The organism is Bordetella muralis (assembly GCF_965139205.1).
In the GTDB taxonomy this organism is placed as follows: domain Bacteria; phylum Pseudomonadota; class Gammaproteobacteria; order Burkholderiales; family Burkholderiaceae_B; genus Bordetella_A; species Bordetella_A muralis.
In genome coordinates, this window is sequence record NZ_CBCSIU010000013.1 from 81305 (window position 1) to 97830 (window position 16526).

Here is a 16526-nt window from a genome sequence, read left to right on the forward strand (position 1 = left end):
CACCTTGCATCCTTGCCGTTGAATACATGAGGAAAGTGTTATGAGAGTCGGTGTAGAAGTGGGTGGTACGTTCACAGATCTGGTTGCCTTTCATGGCGACTCGGTCACGATCACCAAAGTCCCCAGTACCCCTCACGCGCCAGAACAAGGCGCCTTCAACGCAATCATCGAATCGGGGCTGCCCATTTCGCAGATCGAGGATTTTGCGCACGGCTCCACCGTGGCAACCAACGCGATCCTGGAGCGCAAGGGCGAACGTGTGGCATTCGTCACGACGGCGGGTTTTCGCGATATGTTGCTGCTGCAGCGTCAGGATCGGCGCAACATTTACAACCTGCGTTATGCAAACCCGGCCAGTGTGGTGGGTCGCGAGTCGTGTTTCGAGGTCATCGAGCGCATGTTGGCCGACGGGTCTATCGACACCGGCCTGGATGAAACCGATCTGACCCAGCGCTTGATTCCCGAGCTAAAGCGGGGCGAGTACCGCGCCATTGCGGTCTGCCTATTGAACGCCTTCTCCAATCCTGCACACGAAAAACGCGTCGCAGCGATATTGACCGAATATCTGCCTGAAGCCACGGTGACGATCTCGACCGATGTCGTCAATGAATTCCGCGAGTATGAGCGGTCCAGCACGACCGCACTTTCAGCCTACGTACAACCCGTGATTGCCGGTTATCTGAAACGATTCTCGAGCTGGCTCACAGAGCAGCAATTCAAAGGGAATTTCTCCGTCATGCAGTCCAACGGCGGCCGCCTGCCGGCAGACGCGATGGGTCGCAATGCGGTATCGGCGCTGTTTTCAGGCCCTGCAGCCGGCGTAGTAGGCGCCACGCGCCAGACGGGACGCTCAGGCTTCACGAACCTGATTACCTTTGATATGGGCGGTACCAGCACCGATGTGTCACTGATCGAGAACGGTGAATTTCGCATGAGCACAGAAACCGTGATCGACGGTCTGCCCGTGCGTACCCCTGTGCTGGATATCGCTACCGTCGGTGCAGGCGGCGGCAGCATCGTCTGGATGGATGATGGCGGCATGTTGCGCGTCGGGCCGCGCAGCGCTGGCGCCAACCCTGGTCCGGTCTGCTATGGGAAAGGGGGCACCCAACCGACGGTGACAGATGCGCACGTGGTCTGCGGCACGATCAGAGCCGACATCAAGCTCGGCAACCACATCAGAATCGACCGCGAGGCCGCGCGACAGGCCTTCAAGCCGTTGGCCGACAAACTCTCATTGAGCATCGAAGCCACCGCCGAGGCAGCCATCCACCTGGCCAATGCCAATATCGTACGCGCCATTCAGCTCGTATCGACGGAGCGTGGACGCGATCCTCGTGACTATGCCATCGTCCCGTTCGGCGGCGCAGGCCCCCTGCATGCGTGCCGGGTAGCGGACGACCTCGGCGTGGACAAGGTCGTCATTCCGCCCAATGCCGGTGTGATTTCCGCATACGGCCTGCTTGCCTCGGATTTCGTGAAGTTCGAAAGCCGCACCCACAAAGTGCGATTGACGCCCGAGGCGATCGAGCCGCTGGCATCGAGCATTCAACAGCTCAGCGATACGCTGTCGGCGCAATTTGCCGAGATCGGTCTCGCTGCGCCATATGAATGGAAAGTGAGCGTGGATATGCGTTTCGTCGGCCAGGCCTTTGAGGTCGCCGTAGATCTGAGCCCCGAGGATCTGCAGGCGCTATCCGATGACATGCTGCGTGCACGTTTTCTGGAAGCGCATGAACGTATCTATTTCCATGGCGCCACATCCAATCGGGCGATCGAAGTCATCAGTTTGCGCGTATCGGCCAGAAAGCCATTGGCCAAGATCCCCCACCTCGTGCGGGAGCAGCAAGCATCACATCCGATCCCTGACACCGAGTTGTTTGGCGATGGTGCATGGCACGTTTGCCGCCGGGTCGCCGAGGGCGCCTTGCGTGTGGACGAGCCGCTGAACGGCCCCGCTGTCATAGAAGGGGTGACCACCACGGTCCTGATTCCTGCCGGCTGGTCCAGCACGCTGGATACCAGTGACAACCTGATTCTGACGAGGAAAGCGTGATGAATGTTTCTGCAATCGACTACGCGGTAATCAGCCAGGCGCTTCACGCCGCCGCCAACGAAATGGGCGCAAAACTGATCCGTTCGGCCTATTCAACGGTACTGCGCGAGGCGCGCGACGGTGCGTCGGCGCTGCTGGATGCAGCGGGCAATGTCGTCGCCCAGGCAGATCTGATTCCCATGCAATTGGGCCCCATGAGCATGACGATCAAACCATGCCTGGAACGTCATCCAATCGACACCCTGGAGGAAGGCGATTTCTTTATCAATAACGACCCGTTCGAAGGCGGTCAGCATCTACCCGATGTCTTTATTTTTACGCCCATCTTTGTCGATGGGAAAGTGATCGGTTTTGGCGCCAGCGTGGCGCATCACCTGGATCTAGGTGGCGGCAGCCCAGGCTTGAACAGCAGCGCTACCGACGTATTTCAGGAAGGGCTGCGCATTCCTCCATCAAAGTACAACATGCATCGGGACTGGAACGGCGGGGCGTTCGAACGGCTGGTCGCAGCCAATGTCCGCGTACCGGACTTGACGATTGGCGACTTCAACGCCCAGCACTCGGCCAATGCCATCGGTGCAGACCGCGTACGGGCCCTCTGCCAAAAGTACGGCGTAGATGCCGTGTGCGAGGTGATGACTGAGTTCGTGGCCTATTCCGAACGCCGCATGCGGCACGCAATCTCTCAGATCCCTGATGGCGTCTACTACGGCGAAGACGCCGTCGACGATGACGGTACGAACGACGCCCCATTGACCGTCAAGGTCAAGGTCGAGGTTCGTGGGGATGAGATCTACATCGATTTCACTGGCACCTGCGATCAGGTGATGCGCAATGTGAATTGCCCACTGTCCTCGACGCATTCTGCCGCGCTGAACGTCGTGAAGTCCGTGGCATCCGAGAGCGAGATCCCTTACAACGAGGGCATCAAGCGTCCTATACACATCCATGTCCCACCCGGCACGCTGCTGAATCCCACCCACCCTGCCCCCGTCAGGGCGCGTATGGAGGCCGCATATCGTGCATTCAACGCCATTATGAAAGCGCTGGCCAAGGCCTTGCCAGAGCGCGTGATTGCGTCCGGATTCGACACCACGGCCGTGATTTGCTTCTCTCGCCATGACTCGGCGGGCTATCACATCAGCCTGGAAATCTTCGGTGGCGGATACGGCGCATCCGCACAAGCCGACGGCTGCGACGCCGTGGACTCGCCCCTGTCAAACTGCAGCAACACCCCCATCGAGGCGCTCGATGCGCAGCACGACTTCATCCGGGTCATCGCACACAGACTCGAAGCAGACTCATTCGGCCACGGAGCACAACGCGGCGGTTCTGGATTCTCTCGGCACTACCGGGTACTTCGTGACGATGTGAAGCTGGAGCTGTACGCGGATCGTTTCCGCATCCAGCCGTCCGGCCTCTTTGGCGGTACGCCTGCGCAATTGGGCAGGTGCACAGTACACCGAGGATCGGAGCAATTCGAGGTTTCGTCGAAATCGTCGACATGGCTGAAAAAAGGCGACGTCATCGAGCTGTTCTGCGGTGGTGGCGCCGGCTACGGCGAGCCCTCGCAACGGTCGCGTGACGCGATACATAAAGATCTGGTCACGGGCCTGCTGACGCCAGAGACTGCCCGTGTCGCGTACGGATATACATCCTGATTCTGGTCTCGTTCCTGCTGTTCTTTCATGAAGCAAGCATTATTAGACAAGGGGTATAAACATGGATCGCCGCAACTTCATCAAGATTTCCGGTGGCTTGGCGCTGACGGGACTGCCACTGCAACGCGTACTCGCTGCTGACAGCGGCACTTTCCCAATGGGGTGCGCCACCCCCATGTCGGGGGTATTCGCAGAAATCGGCAAGTACAGTCTCATCGGTGCGCGAGCCGCGGCGCTGGACGTACCGGAAGTTCTCGGCAAGAAAACCCGTGTCGTCTCCATCGACTCGGAGGGCAACCCCGGCGTGGCCGTGCGCAAAGTCCGTGAAGCCGCGCAGCGTGAAGGACTGCGTTATGTGAGTGGCGCATTGCTATCCTCAGAAGCCATCGCCGTCGGCAAGGAGATGAATCGCGAAGGCGGCGTAGCCTTTATCGGGGCCGGCGCGGATGAAGTCACTGGCGCGGACTGCAACATCTCGACGTTTCGCTGGTCCAGTACGACCTATGGCGCGATCGAACAGACAGTGCGCCCGCTGGCCAAGATGATGCCTCAGGCCAAGCGCTGGTACACGATCACACCGCAGTACGTGTTCGGAGACGCCTTGTTGAACAATGCAAAGCGCATTTTCAAGGAAATGGATATCGAGCACGTCGGCAACAGCTATCACTCGTTGACCGAACAGGAATTCAGCGGTTATCTGACCAACGCCATGGCCACAAAACCCGATGTCCTGCTGATCCTGAACTATGGCGCACAATCTTCGGCCACGCTGCGCCAGGCGATTTCGTTCGGCATGAAGAACAGAATGACGATCCTGATGGCGTACTCGGATGGCGTCACCCAGTTTCATGCGCTGGGAAAAGATATCGTCGAAGACGTGTACTTCGGCTGCCAGTATTGGCATGGCGTGGATGCGCCTGTGAACAAGCACTTTGTAGAACTGTGCCGCAAGAATTTCAACGTCACACCGCCCTATAACAGTGCATTGACATATATATCGACCCGACTGACATTGGAGGCCATCAATCGCATCGGTTCCGACGATGCAGCGAAAGTCATCAAAGCGCTCGAAGGCTGGAAATATGACGGACTGACCGGACCGGAGGAGATCCGCGCGTTTGACCATCAGGGCATCAAAAAATACTACCTGATGAAGGGCAAAAAAGCGTCAGAGATTACTGACCCCAATGAAATGGCGGTGATCGTCAGTGAGGGAGAGTCGACGATCCCCATCGCGCAAAGTGTCTGCAAGATGGTCCGCACCTGACCGAGGTGCGGCGTTCATTACTCCTTCTCGGGAAAGGGACCTCATGACGCTTTACCTACTGCAGATCTTCAATGGCATAGGCGTAGGCATGCTTTATTTCCTGATGGCGGTCGGCTTGTCGATCATCTTCGGGTTATTGCGGTTCGTGAATTTCGCACATGGCGCGTTCTTCATGATCGGTGCTTATCTAGCCTATGCCATCGTGGTATCACTGGGGCTGGACTTCTGGGTCAGCCTGATCTTGGTACCCATCGTGGTGTTCGTATTCGCGATCGCGCTGGAACGCGTGCTGTTGCGGCACGCCTACCGGCTGTCGCATATGGCACAGATACTGCTGACGTTCGGCTTGTCGATGATCCTGCAGGAACTGGCCATTGTCCTCTGGGGAACCGATGCGCTGCACATGCCCACGCCCCAGGCATTGAGTGGAATCGTCGAATTCGGATCATTCATCTATCCCACCTATCGCTTGTTCGTCATCGCATTCACCGCAGTACTCGCGCTGATTCTCTGGTGGTTGCTCGAAGGCACCCGTCTAGGAGCTATCGTGCGCGCCGGCAGCGAACACGGCGATATGACTTCGCTGCTGGGACACGACATTCCCAAGATTTTCATGCTCGTCTTCGGCCTGGGCGTGGCATTGGCCGCCTTGGCGGGAGTATTGGCCGCCCCCATTAGAGGGGTGGAGCCGTTCATGGGGCTTGACGGGCTCAGCATCGCGTTCGTTGTGGTCGTGATCGGAGGCATGGGCAGCTTTTCCGGGGCCTTGGTCGGAGGACTGTTGGTGGGTGTGCTGCAAAGCCTGCTCAGCAGCATCTGGCCCGAGATGGCACGTCCCGTCATCTATGTATGTATGGCCATGGTGCTGCTGATGCGCCCATACGGACTATTTGGGAGAGGCTGATGGAAAGCAGACTCATGCGTATTGCCAACCGGACCGCAGCGCCACTGCTGTTGTTGCTGCTGCCCTTCATACTACCCAGCTACTCACAGGCCAATGAGGTGCTGATTTTTGCCATAGCAGTGCTGGGCTGCAATCTGCTATTGGGTTATACAGGGCTGTTGTCGTTTGGCCAGGGTATCTTCTTTGGCATGGGCGCTTATGCAGCGGGTTATGCAGGCACTCATTGGGGCGCGGGCCTGTTTTCCATGCTACTGATTGGGGCCCTCGTCGGCACGGCAGCGGCGGTGCTGGTGGGATTTTTCTCGATCCGGCAACGGGGTGTCTATTTCGTCATGCTCACGTTGGCCTTCGCTCAACTATTCTATTTTCTCGCCTATTCATTTCGAGACATCACCGGTGGTGACAACGGCATGACGGATATTCCTCGCCCGCCTTTGTCGTTATTCGGCGTGGTGGATATATCGCTCAGTCAATCCTCGTCGTTTTACGTATTTAGCGCCGTATTGTTTTTATTGGCGTTTTTTGCGCTGCAACGCATCATCGGATCGCCCTTCGGCTCCACCCTGGTCGCCATCCGGGAAAACGAGATCCGTGCCGCGGCAGTGGGCTATAACGTGCGGGGATTCAAACTCGCAGCATTTGCATTCTCTGGCCTGCTGACCGGGCTCGCGGGTGCGCTGTATGCGCCGTTTCTAGGCATTGCCACCCTGACGACCATCGATGTCACGATGAGTCAAACCATTCTGATCATGACCTTGATAGGCGGCGGAGGATCCCTGGCGGGGTCATTGGTCGGCGCCCTCTTTTATGTCGTCCTGTCATCATGGCTGTCTACCATCTGGCCACGCTGGCCCATGCTGATAGGCTTTCTGCTCGTATTCATCAGCATGTCCACACCGGGAGGGCTCTGGGGTGGCGTACAACAGGCATTGAAATCGTGGCGGGTATCAAGGAGGACTGAACATGCGCAATGACGATGCGGTCCTCGAATCCGCCATGATCGAGACCCAGGGACTGGGCAAGCAATTCGGCGATTTTCATGCCGTTTCCGGCGTGGACCTGCGTATCCAGCGGGGCCATATTCATTCTGTGATCGGCCCAAATGGCGCAGGAAAATCCACGCTGTTCAATTTGCTGGGTGGCGCATTGCTGCCCAGCAGAGGCAGTATCCGCTTTTCAGGGCACGACGTCACTGGACTCTCGGACACCCAACGGGTGCATCTCGGCATGGCCCGCTCGTTTCAGATCACCTCCTTGTTCGGACAGCTGTCAGTGCGCGAAAACCTGCGGCTCGCGGCGCAAGCCGTCATGCGGCGCGATGCTGCCTGCTTCTGGAAGCGCGTCGAACGCGTAGAGCAGGCCTCGCAGAGGGCGCAGACTCTCATTGAGCGCTTGAACATGCAGCGCTATGCCGACGTCTGCGCAGGCACCCTGGCACATGGTCAGCAGCGCATGCTGGAGGTCGGCATGTGTCTGGCTGCACGGCCAAAACTGCTGTTGCTCGACGAACCGACATCGGGAATGGGCGTCAATGATTTGCCGGTGATGCGTGACTTGATCCAAGAGGTGGCGCGCGATCACACGGTATTGTTGATCGAGCACAACATGAGCATTGTGTTGACGATCAGCGATCGGATCACCGTCATGGCGCAAGGCAAGGTGCTGACGGAGGGCACTCCGGATCATATTCAAGGCCATGCCGACGTCCGCCGCGCGTATCTGGGGTCGGGAGCCTTATCATGAGCACCTTGTTACGGCTACACAACGTGAATGGCTACTATGGATCCAGCCATGCAATTCGAGACATCAACCTGCACGTCAACGAGGGCGAGATTGTCACGTTGCTAGGACGTAATGGCGCAGGCAAATCGACGACCCTGAAAACCGTAATGGGCATGGTGAAATGCCAAGGCGGAAAAGTATCTTTACGCGACCGGGACATCAGTGATGAAACGACCCACCGGATCGCCCGTGAAGGAGTTGCGCTGGTCGTCGAAGACCGGAAAATTTTTTCGCTATTGACCGTCGAAGAAAACCTGCGTGTCGCGCTGCGTAAAGGATCTGCCTGGGGTCTGGACGATGTCTACAGACTGTTTCCTCGACTGCAAGAGCGCCGGAAAAATGGCGGAGGAAAGCTCTCGGGCGGGGAACAGCAAATGCTGGCGATCGCTCGCGCGCTATTGGGCGGCCCGCACTTGCTGCTATTGGATGAGCCCACCGAGGGCCTGGCGCCCGTGATTGTGGAGCAGATCACCGAAACGCTGGTGCAGATCGCTGCACGTGGCATGACAATTTTACTGGTCGAGCAAAATCTGGCAGTCTGCGAAAAACTGGCATCGCGCCACTACATTCTGGAAGAAGGTCATATCGTTTATCATGGCAGCGCGGATGAATTCCGGACTGCCGACGATATAAAACAACGTTATTTAGCGGTTTAGGATTGAACAAAACGCCTACTGGCATGCGGACACACCATGCAAGCACAACAAGAGCGGGTCGCGCCGGCCCTGGAGCATCGATGAAGCGTGATCAGAGCCCCCCTCGCGATAATCCGCTATTTGTACAGGTCCTGGAAAAGGGTATCGAAGTACTGCGCAGCTTCACTGCCCAACGCCGCACCATGACGCTGGGGGAAATTGCTGAGATAACCGAGCTCAGTAAAAGCTCGGTACAACGCATCGTCTACACGCTGGAGAGCCTGGGATATGTGATGAAACATCCGCAAACGCGGCGGTTTCAGCTGACGACCAGAGTCATGGACATCGGCTACAACTATCTCGCAGCCGATACGCTGGTCGATGTCGCCAATCCGTTTTTGGCAGAGCTCTCGAATTCGACGGGCGAGACCGTCAATCTGATGGAACCCAGCGGGCATGACATGGTGTATGTGGCGCGTTTTGCCAGTCATCGATTCATTCCTATGCACATGCCCATTGGCTGCCGCATCCCCATGTTCTGCACGGCGTCGGGACGGGCCTATTTATGGGCATTGCCCGAGCCTGAATGCGATGCGCTGCTGGACACTATCCCCATGCAGGCCTATACGCCGAACACCGTGACGGACAAGCCAACGTTAAAAGCTTTGTTGCATGAGGGCCGGCGATTAGGCTATTCATTAAATACCGAAGAGCTGTATGCAGGTGATATGGCTATTGCCGTACCGATCATGGGAGGACAAGGGCAGCCCATCGCTGCGCTCAATGTAATCACGCCGCCCAGCCGTTGGACGCTGGAGACCGTACGGCAGCAGATCGCCTCCAAGATCATGGAGTGTGCCCGTTCGGTCAGCAATGCGGTGCGTGCCTTCGGTTAAGCGATCGGTCGCTCTCACTGACTGATGCTCGCCACGAAACGCCTGGCGGCCACCGACACCTCCGCGAAACTGACCGCATACAGATTCAGCGTACGTTCCGCCCATGTATCCGTCAACGGCACGGCGTGCAGTTGCCGCGGCCTGCCGACAGACTGATATGCACCCTCAGGCATGACGCCCACGCCTAGATCGCATTCGATCATGCGGCACATGGCGCTCAGGCTGTCGACCTCGATACGCTGCCGCAGCATGCGCCGCCCGCTTTGCGCGGCACGGCTCAACGTCTCCTGAATGATGCTGCTGTCGCGCAAGCCTATCTGCGCGTGATCCAGAGCCTGTTCATAAGCCAGTTGCTGGTGCTCGGCCAATGGATGGCTGCGCGGCATGACCAATACCATGCGTTCCCGCCGATACGACAGCGATTCCAATCCCCCCGCCTCATCGCTGGGACTGCAGATACCCAGATCGGCTTCTCCGTCCCTCACGGCCTGAGCGACCCGGCGACTGGTCGCCTGGCGCAAGTCGATGCGTATGTCGGGATGCTCTTTCATGAAAGCGGCAATGTCTTCGGGCAGGAACTGCTCGACAGCCGAAGCATTCGCGCTCAAACGCACCACGCCTCGCACGCCGCGGGCATACTCGCTCAGATCGGCGCGCAGGTCTTCGACCTCCTGCAAGATCGCGTGCGCATGCCGCAATAGCAACTCGCCTGCTGCGGTGGGACGTACGCCTCGAGCATGGCGTTGCAACAGCGGCGTCTGAGCCAGGGACTCCAGTTCCGCAATGCGCTTGCTCACCGCAGAGGCGACCAACTGCCCCTGTGCCGCAGCCCTGGCAATACTGCCGGACTGACACGTCAAGATGAACAGATCCAGCGTCGACAGATCGACGTGACGTAAAAAGCTGCGGGAAGAGGCGAACGTGGACATAAGGGAATCGGCACGCGATAGCGTGGTGGCCGGATAACACGAAACGGAACGGGTAAGGAAATTTCATCCTGAACCAAGAGCATCGTAACGCAATACCAGGGGCGAGCCATCTCTTTTAGGAACGGCTCAATGAAATTTCACGGCTTCTCAGGGATGGGGGGATTTTCATAGCATCGAGCTTTTGCCAACGGACATCCTATGCTTCTTTCCGTTTCCGACGCCCCGCGTGTCGCTCAGGCGCTCGTTGCGCTGGGCGCCGTGCGCATCGCATCAGACCAACCATTTTTCTACACCTCGGGCTGGGCCAGCCCGGTCTACGTGGATGCCCATGTCTTGATGTCGGATGTGCAATGGCGCACCGAGATCATGGACATCGCCGCACGTGCGGTCGCCCCGGTCATTGCAGCGGGCCAGATCAATGCCATCGTGGGCACAGAGAGCTCGGGCATTGCCATCGCGGCCTGGCTGGCCGAACGGCTGCAACTGCCCATGCTGTATTTGCGTAAACGGCCGGTAGGCTGGGGCATCACCGCTCAACTCGAAGGCCGGCTGCCACTCGATGCCCGCGTACTGCTGGTCGATGACATCACAACCGATGGCCGCTCCAAGGCCGGTGCGGTCGCTGCGCTGCGCCAGTCGGGTCCCACCGTGGAACACGTCATGGTCTTGCTGGACTATGCGCTCTACGCGCAAGAAAACCAGACACTTGCAGACCATTCGCTGCAGTTGCATGCCCTGGCATCGTGGCCGCATCTGCATCAGGCACTGCTGGCCAGCGGACAACTCAATGACGCACAGACGGCCATGCTCGCCGATTTCGCCGCAGACCCGGTGGCATGGTCCATCGGCCACGGAGGAACCGGCGCATGACGATCAGTCGGACATCCTCGCTCTTGCGCGATCTGGCGCAAACGATTCTCGCCGAAATCCGCGAGGCCACGCGTGACGGCCTGGGCGTTACGCGTGAAAGCTATGGCGCAGGCGAAGAAGCCGCCTTGCGGATTCTGGAGAGCCATGCAGAACGCCTGGGCCTGGCGTATGAACGTGATGGTGCTCAGAATTTGTGGATGTGGCTGCCGCAGGACCAGCGCCCCGATCCTTTTGTCACGATCGGATCGCACGTGGATTCCGTCCCGCAAGGCGGCAACTTTGACGGTTTGGCAGGTGTGGTCTGCGGCATGCTGGTGCTGTCCAGCCTGCGCGGACATCACGAGGATGCGCCGCCGGTACGCGTTCTGGCGCTGCGTGGCGAGGAAAGCGCCTGGTATGGCAAGGCCTATATGGGATCCCTCGCACTGCTGGGACGCTTGCCCGCATCGGCGTTGAACATGCCTCACCGCGGCGGGCAAGGCACACTGGGCGACGCGATGGCCCGCTGTGGCGTCGATATCGAAGCAGTCCGCCGTGCAGAACCGATGATCGATCCTGCCCGGATGGGTGCCTATCTGGAACTGCACATTGAGCAGGGCCCGGTCATGGTGGCTCGTCAGTGGCCGGTTGCTGCGGTCACTGGCATTCGAGGCAACATCCGACACAATCACGTGCGCTGCATCGGTGAAACCGGCCATTCGGGCGCGGTGCCTCGCTGGCTGCGCAAAGACGCGCTGCTGGCGGTAGCGGAACTGCTGTCACGTATGGATGAACATTGGCGGGTCCTGCTGCAGATGGGTATGGATCTGGTCATGACAAGCGGCATTTGTTCGACGCCCCAGCAGTCGCATGCTGTGTCCGTCATTCCAGGCGAAGTCCAACTGAGCTTTGAGGTGCGCAGCCAGGACACGCAGACACTGGAACGCTTCTATACCCTGATGCGCGACGAATGCCGCGCCATCGAGGCCAGTCGAGGCGTGCGTTTTGAGTTCGACGAGCGACTGTTCACAGAACCGGCAACGATGGATCCGGCCTGGATAGCAAAACTGGAATCAGCGGCAGCACAAACGGGCATGGCGCTGGAACGTATTCCCAGCGGAGCCGGCCACGATGCATCGGTATTTGCCAATGCCGGCATTCCGTCGGCCATGGTGTTCATACGCAACGCAAACGGATCGCACAATCCGCACGAAGCCATGGACATCGAAGACTTTCTGTTGGGAACCGATTTGCTTCATCGCGCCCTGAACGGCACAATTCCACCTCGCCAACCGACATCAGTCACAAATTGAAACAAATGGGTCAACCTATCGGCCCATATCAACCGGGGAAATATCATGTCAACACTAAAAAAATGTCTGGCCGGGGTTTTTGCGGCCTGCACTGCCGTGCTGTCGGCGCCATCGCTAGCCAGCACATTTCCAGATAAACCTGTGACCATTGTGGTGCCATATGCCTCTGGCGGCAGCAATGATCTGATCGCCCGCGTCGTCGGCGCCGGCATGGGCGATCAGTTGGGCCAAAGCGTCGTCATCGTGAATGCGCCGGGCGCCAGCGGCGTCATCGGTGCAAACCGCGTGGTCAACGCCGAGCCTGACGGCTACACGATTCTGCTCGGCTCGCCGAGCGAGATCTCGATTGCCAGCCAGATCAATCCGCATGTGAAATACGATGGCCAGCGCGACTTGGCGCCTATCGGACAGATCGGCGCGCAGCCCCTGGCCTTGGTCGCTGCCCCCAACCTCGACGTCAAGACGGTGGCAGAATTTCTCGCGCGCACCAAAACCGAAGAATTCCGTTACGGCACCTCCGGCATCGGCACCCCTTTGCACCTGGCAGGCGAACTGATCGCCAAAGAAAGCGGGGGCAATATGCTCCACGTGCCCTACAAGGGCGGCGCCCCGGCCCTGGCGGACATCGTAGGTGGCCAGATCGAAGGCGGCGTGCTCGTGTTTTCGACCGCCCTGCCCCATATCCGCTCAGGCGCACTGAAAGGCATCGGAGTGACTTCGGCCACCCGCACGAAAGCCGCCCCGGACGTACCCGCTCTGGCCGAAACGCCCGAACTGGCAGGCGTGGATGTCGTCTTGTGGTTTGGCCTGTGGGCACCTGCCAAAACTGATCCTGCCGTCGTCGCCACATTGAGCAACGCGCTCAACAAGGCGCTAAGCACGCCTGAAGTCTCTGACAAGCTGGAGGCTGCCGGCATCACCGTGTCGTACAAAGACGCTGCGGCCTTTAAAGCCTACATCGCTGACGAGACCGTCAAATTCGGCAAGATCGCCACTGACGCCAAAGTCGTGCTGGAGTAACACCCGCATAGCGGGCGGATCAGCAGTTAATCCGCCCGCAGGCCAATGCGCTGCGTCAGCGACGCAAACCGGTCAATATCCTGGCCAATCAGCGACTGAAACTCGACCGAGGTGCTGGTCGTCGGGTTGAATCCCAACTGCAGCAAATCGCGCCGGACGTCAGGCTGCTTCATGATCTGCGCGACGGTGCGATTCAATTTCGCGAGAATGTCTTTAGGCGTTTGCGCCGGGGCCAACAGCCCATGCCATTGATCCAACTCGTAACCGGGCATGCCCTGCTCTGCCACTGTTGGCACGTCCGCCATCAGCGTCGAGCGCTGCGGCGAGGTCACTGCCAGCGCCCGTAATTTGCCGGCATGCAGAAATGGCGATGCGCTGGACGCTGTCACGATGCCCATGGGGACCTGGCCTGTCAACACGTCCGTCAGTGCAGGACCGCAGCCACGATACGGCACATGCTGCACGGGCAAATGCGCGCTGGCCGTCAACATTTCTCCGGCGAGATGTTGTGGGGTGCCATTGCCGCAGGAGGCAAATGGCAGTATCGCACCGGGCTTGCGGCCGGCATCCATCCAATCGGTGAGCGTGCGATAGGGGGAATCCTGCGGCACGATCAATACCGAGGGCACAAACGCCACATTGATCACGGCCTGGAAATCGCGTTTGGGATCAAAGCCCAGATTCCCGTATACACCTGGGTTGATGGCAAACGAACTATTGACCATCAACAGGGTGTAGCCATCTGGCGCAGCCTCAGCCACGGCGCGCGCGCCGATATTGCCGCTCGCCCCCGGCCGGTTCTCGACCACCACGGCCTGTCCCAGGCGTTGCTGCATCAAGGCGCCGAGCTTACGGGCCAACAAGTCGGTTCCCCCTCCAGGAGGAAACGTCACAATGATCGTGATGGGCCGATTGGGAAAACTCTGTGCAGCGGTGCGAGTCTCGGATCCTGCTGCGGACAACAGGCCCATTCCCCCCAACGCCGCCCCCAATCCAACCAGCGCCGACATCATCAACATCGCGGCGCGCCGGGAAAGGTTGAAACGCGTTTTCATCGAATGCTCCGGTGCCTCTAGCTATCCAGTCCGATATCCAATACCCGCGCGCTGTGGGTCAACCAACCGATGGCCATCAGATCCACACCCGTCGCAGCCAGTGCAGGAGCCGTCTCGGGCGTAATGCGCCCGGAGGCCTCGGTGATCGCACGGCCATCCACCATACGCACGGCTTCGCGCAACATGTCCGGCCCCATGTTGTCGAGCAACACGACTTCCACGCCCAGATCGAGCGCAGTGCGCAGTTGCTCCAGCGTATCGACCTCCAATTCGATCTTGACCAGATGCCCGATCGCCGCACGCGCGCGCTCGACGGCCTGGCGTACGCCACCGGCAATGGCGATGTGGTTGTCCTTGATCAATACGGCATCGTCCAGACCGAACCGGTGATTGCTGCCGCCGCCGACACGGACAGCGTATTTCTGTACGGCGCGCAGCCCCGGCATGGTCTTGCGCGTGCACGTCACGCGCGCGCGATATTCGCGGATGGAATGCACGATCGACGCAGTGGCCGATGCCACGCCGCTCAGATGGCACAGGAAATTCAACGCCACCCGTTCACCAGTCAGCATGCCGCGCGCCGGTCCGCGGATGAGCGCGATTTCTGCTCCGGGCGTCAGCGTCGCACCATCGGCCAGGCGAGGCTGAAATTCAATACGAGGATCGACCAGCCCAAACGCGATGCGCGCCAAATCCAGTCCAGCGAGCACGCCGTCTTGCCGAGCGACCAGACGGGTTTCGGCGACAGCATCCGCGGGCACGATCGCATCGGTAGTAATGTCGCCGGCACGCCCGAGATCTTCGACGAGCGCGTTACGCACCAAAGGCTCCAGCAATACGGCTGGCAACGGCGGGACAGCAAGAGTATTGGATATGCTCATTTTGAGTATTTAAGAAGCAAAAAAAGCGCCCTATGGGCATCACGCATTTATGCTAGTTTTGAGCATAAATGACTGTCAAGCACTTTTTGTTGTGCAGCGCGGGAAAGCGTGGCGCAGATGACGCGATCAGGCTTGGCGGGATAACGGCAATTTACTACCCGCGATGGCGCGTTCGGCCAATAAATCGCGGCGGAATCGGAACAGCTTGGCCGGCCGGCCCGCACCTGCGACCGACATGCCGCCGGTTTCCTCGACCAGATTCTGCTGCTCGATCAGGCGGCGGAAATTCTGTTTGTGCAAATCGCGTCCGGCCAGGGCCTCGACGGTCTGCTGCAATTGCAGCAGGGTGAACTCAGTTGGCAGCAGTTCGAAAACCACCGGTCGATATTTGATCTTGGCACGCAAGCGCGCGATCCCCGTGGCCAGAATGCGGCGATGATCGGTGCGCATCGGGTCTCCCGGTACAGCATCCCGCTCGGCCGAGGGGTTATGCCGCGTCGCTTCAGGGACGAGGCCAGCTTCGTACATGAGCTCGTAACGCTGCAGCACCATGTCTTCGTTCCACGGCGCATCGTCCAGACCAAAAACCACGGCTAAGCGTTGCGCACGCAAAGCCCGCAAGCCGGCATCGCGCGTATCGGCGACCCACTGACGTAGTCGCGGCACGATCGACTCGGTCAACACGGCGGGCTCAGCACCGCGGCGGTCTTCCCAAGGGAAATAGCGGTACCAATCCTGCCACACCGCCTCTGTGCCGCCGGTTGCATCGCTTTCCCGGGTCAGACAGAGATAGCTGATCGAAATCGCGCGAGGGCCCGATTCGTCAAACCGATCGTGATCGGCAAAGGTGTACAACTGCTCGACATAGCCTAGCGGATGATGGGTTTGGGTTTCTACCCACGCCCGCATCCCTGCCTGCAAGGATCGATGCCCGGGCTGAAACGCCCCCGAAGGCAAGCCGTCGTATTTCGTGCGTGCCCCGTTGGCAGCGTCCTGGGTGCGAACCAGCACACGCGGTTCTCCCTTGGTCACTGCCACCAGGACGGCGACCAGTTCGGCAGACACGAAATTTTCGGCGGAATCGGGCAATAGCGGCTCCAGAATGCAAAGCAAACCATGACGGGCAAAAAAAGTAATCCTGCAGCCTGGCTTACGCTTCAGCCTGCAGGTTGCTGTGAATTATAGGGGGTCACTATGTGCGGCAGATGACGATTGAGACCATGGCGCCTCAGACGCCAGCAAACCGCCATTTGCCTATGGGAGTAGCGTGTATGAAAT

Annotated in this window: 15 protein-coding genes; 11 read left to right on the plus strand and 4 right to left on the minus strand. The window is 59.1% G+C overall.

The features are described from left to right. The first annotated feature begins 40 nt into the window (after positions 1-40). From ACNA0I_RS18135 to ACNA0I_RS18170, 8 genes are all read left to right on the plus strand, one after another. Positions 41-2056, plus strand: coding sequence for a hydantoinase/oxoprolinase family protein (locus tag ACNA0I_RS18135; RefSeq protein ID WP_415807410.1), 2016 nt, complete (start codon positions 41-43; stop codon positions 2054-2056). After that, on the plus strand, positions 2056-3717 hold the full coding sequence (locus tag ACNA0I_RS18140; protein ID WP_415807412.1) for a hydantoinase B/oxoprolinase family protein: 1662 nt from the start codon (positions 2056-2058) through the stop codon (positions 3715-3717). The genes ACNA0I_RS18135 and ACNA0I_RS18140 overlap by 1 nt, the downstream gene beginning before the upstream one ends. 61 nt (positions 3718-3778) lie before the next feature. Then, complete coding sequence (locus ACNA0I_RS18145) at positions 3779-4984, plus strand: ABC transporter substrate-binding protein (RefSeq protein WP_415807413.1); 1206 nt, start codon at positions 3779-3781, stop codon at positions 4982-4984. A gap of 43 nt (positions 4985-5027) precedes the next feature. Then, positions 5028-5888, plus strand: coding sequence for a branched-chain amino acid ABC transporter permease (locus ACNA0I_RS18150; RefSeq protein WP_415807414.1), 861 nt, complete (start codon positions 5028-5030; stop codon positions 5886-5888). Continuing rightward, a complete protein-coding gene (locus tag ACNA0I_RS18155; protein ID WP_415807415.1) occupies positions 5888-6862 on the plus strand; it encodes a branched-chain amino acid ABC transporter permease in 975 nt (324 codons plus the stop codon). Before ACNA0I_RS18150 ends, ACNA0I_RS18155 begins: the two co-directional genes overlap by 1 nt. Then, positions 6852-7631 carry an ABC transporter ATP-binding protein gene (locus tag ACNA0I_RS18160; RefSeq protein WP_415807416.1) on the plus strand — a complete coding sequence of 260 codons (780 nt, stop codon included), beginning with the start codon at positions 6852-6854 and terminating at the stop codon, positions 7629-7631. Before ACNA0I_RS18155 ends, ACNA0I_RS18160 begins: the two co-directional genes overlap by 11 nt. After that, positions 7628-8326: an ABC transporter ATP-binding protein gene (locus ACNA0I_RS18165; RefSeq protein ID WP_415807417.1), complete on the plus strand. Its 699-nt coding sequence runs from the start codon at positions 7628-7630 to the stop codon at positions 8324-8326. The genes ACNA0I_RS18160 and ACNA0I_RS18165 overlap by 4 nt, the downstream gene beginning before the upstream one ends. Positions 8327-8406: 80 nt before the next feature. Then, the gene (locus ACNA0I_RS18170; RefSeq protein WP_415807418.1) at positions 8407-9201 is read left to right on the plus strand and encodes an IclR family transcriptional regulator; all 795 of its coding nucleotides are present in this window, start codon (positions 8407-8409) and stop codon (positions 9199-9201) included. Between the two features lie 14 nt (positions 9202-9215). Here the strand turns inward: ACNA0I_RS18170 and ACNA0I_RS18175 are convergent, their stop codons facing one another. Next, positions 9216-10130, minus strand: coding sequence for a LysR substrate-binding domain-containing protein (locus ACNA0I_RS18175; protein WP_415807419.1), 915 nt, complete (start codon positions 10128-10130; stop codon positions 9216-9218). A gap of 198 nt (positions 10131-10328) precedes the next feature. Between ACNA0I_RS18175 and ACNA0I_RS18180 the strand changes: the two genes are divergently transcribed. The 3 genes from ACNA0I_RS18180 to ACNA0I_RS18190 are packed head-to-tail and all read left to right on the plus strand — an operon-like array spanning position 10329 to position 13312. Next, a complete protein-coding gene (locus tag ACNA0I_RS18180) occupies positions 10329-11000 on the plus strand; it encodes an orotate phosphoribosyltransferase (RefSeq protein WP_415807420.1) in 672 nt (223 codons plus the stop codon). Then, positions 10997-12292, plus strand: coding sequence for a hydantoinase/carbamoylase family amidase (locus tag ACNA0I_RS18185; protein WP_415807421.1), 1296 nt, complete (start codon positions 10997-10999; stop codon positions 12290-12292). The genes ACNA0I_RS18180 and ACNA0I_RS18185 overlap by 4 nt, the downstream gene beginning before the upstream one ends. Positions 12293-12337: 45 nt before the next feature. Further along, positions 12338-13312 (plus strand): Bug family tripartite tricarboxylate transporter substrate binding protein, encoded by a 975-nt coding sequence (locus ACNA0I_RS18190; protein ID WP_415807422.1) that lies wholly within the window; start codon positions 12338-12340, stop codon positions 13310-13312. A gap of 26 nt (positions 13313-13338) precedes the next feature. Here the strand turns inward: ACNA0I_RS18190 and ACNA0I_RS18195 are convergent, their stop codons facing one another. The 3 genes from ACNA0I_RS18195 to ACNA0I_RS18205 all read right to left on the minus strand — a co-directional run bounded on the left by ACNA0I_RS18195 (position 13339) and on the right by ACNA0I_RS18205 (position 16337). After that, a complete protein-coding gene (locus ACNA0I_RS18195) occupies positions 13339-14283 on the minus strand; it encodes a tripartite tricarboxylate transporter substrate binding protein (protein WP_415807475.1) in 945 nt (314 codons plus the stop codon). A 101-nt stretch (positions 14284-14384) separates the two neighbouring features. Next, positions 14385-15248: a carboxylating nicotinate-nucleotide diphosphorylase gene (gene nadC, locus ACNA0I_RS18200; protein ID WP_415807423.1), complete on the minus strand. Its 864-nt coding sequence runs from the start codon at positions 15246-15248 to the stop codon at positions 14385-14387. 126 nt (positions 15249-15374) lie between these two features. After that, positions 15375-16337 carry an NUDIX hydrolase gene (locus tag ACNA0I_RS18205; RefSeq protein ID WP_415807424.1) on the minus strand — a complete coding sequence of 321 codons (963 nt, stop codon included), beginning with the start codon at positions 16335-16337 and terminating at the stop codon, positions 15375-15377. Positions 16338-16526 lie beyond the last annotated feature (189 nt).

Excerpts from the sequence above, each read along its gene's own strand:
- nadC (WP_415807423.1), bottom strand. The coding sequence starts at position 15,248 with ATGAGCATATCCAATACTCTTGCTGTCCCGCCGTTGCCAGCCGTATTG.
- ACNA0I_RS18155 (WP_415807415.1), top strand. The coding sequence starts at position 5,888 with ATGGAAAGCAGACTCATGCGTATTGCCAACCGGACCGCAGCGCCACTG.
- ACNA0I_RS18195 (WP_415807475.1), bottom strand. The coding sequence starts at position 14,283 with ATGGGCCTGTTGTCCGCAGCAGGATCCGAGACTCGCACCGCTGCACAG.
- ACNA0I_RS18175 (WP_415807419.1), bottom strand. The coding sequence starts at position 10,130 with ATGTCCACGTTCGCCTCTTCCCGCAGCTTTTTACGTCACGTCGATCTG.
- ACNA0I_RS18185 (WP_415807421.1), top strand. The coding sequence starts at position 10,997 with ATGACGATCAGTCGGACATCCTCGCTCTTGCGCGATCTGGCGCAAACG.
- ACNA0I_RS18135 (WP_415807410.1), top strand. The coding sequence starts at position 41 with ATGAGAGTCGGTGTAGAAGTGGGTGGTACGTTCACAGATCTGGTTGCC.
- ACNA0I_RS18160 (WP_415807416.1), top strand. The coding sequence starts at position 6,852 with ATGCGCAATGACGATGCGGTCCTCGAATCCGCCATGATCGAGACCCAG.
- ACNA0I_RS18150 (WP_415807414.1), top strand. The coding sequence starts at position 5,028 with ATGACGCTTTACCTACTGCAGATCTTCAATGGCATAGGCGTAGGCATG.
- ACNA0I_RS18170 (WP_415807418.1), top strand. The coding sequence starts at position 8,407 with ATGAAGCGTGATCAGAGCCCCCCTCGCGATAATCCGCTATTTGTACAG.
- ACNA0I_RS18145 (WP_415807413.1), top strand. The coding sequence starts at position 3,779 with ATGGATCGCCGCAACTTCATCAAGATTTCCGGTGGCTTGGCGCTGACG.
- ACNA0I_RS18190 (WP_415807422.1), top strand. The coding sequence starts at position 12,338 with ATGTCAACACTAAAAAAATGTCTGGCCGGGGTTTTTGCGGCCTGCACT.
- ACNA0I_RS18180 (WP_415807420.1), top strand. The coding sequence starts at position 10,329 with ATGCTTCTTTCCGTTTCCGACGCCCCGCGTGTCGCTCAGGCGCTCGTT.
- ACNA0I_RS18140 (WP_415807412.1), top strand. The coding sequence starts at position 2,056 with ATGAATGTTTCTGCAATCGACTACGCGGTAATCAGCCAGGCGCTTCAC.
- ACNA0I_RS18165 (WP_415807417.1), top strand. The coding sequence starts at position 7,628 with ATGAGCACCTTGTTACGGCTACACAACGTGAATGGCTACTATGGATCC.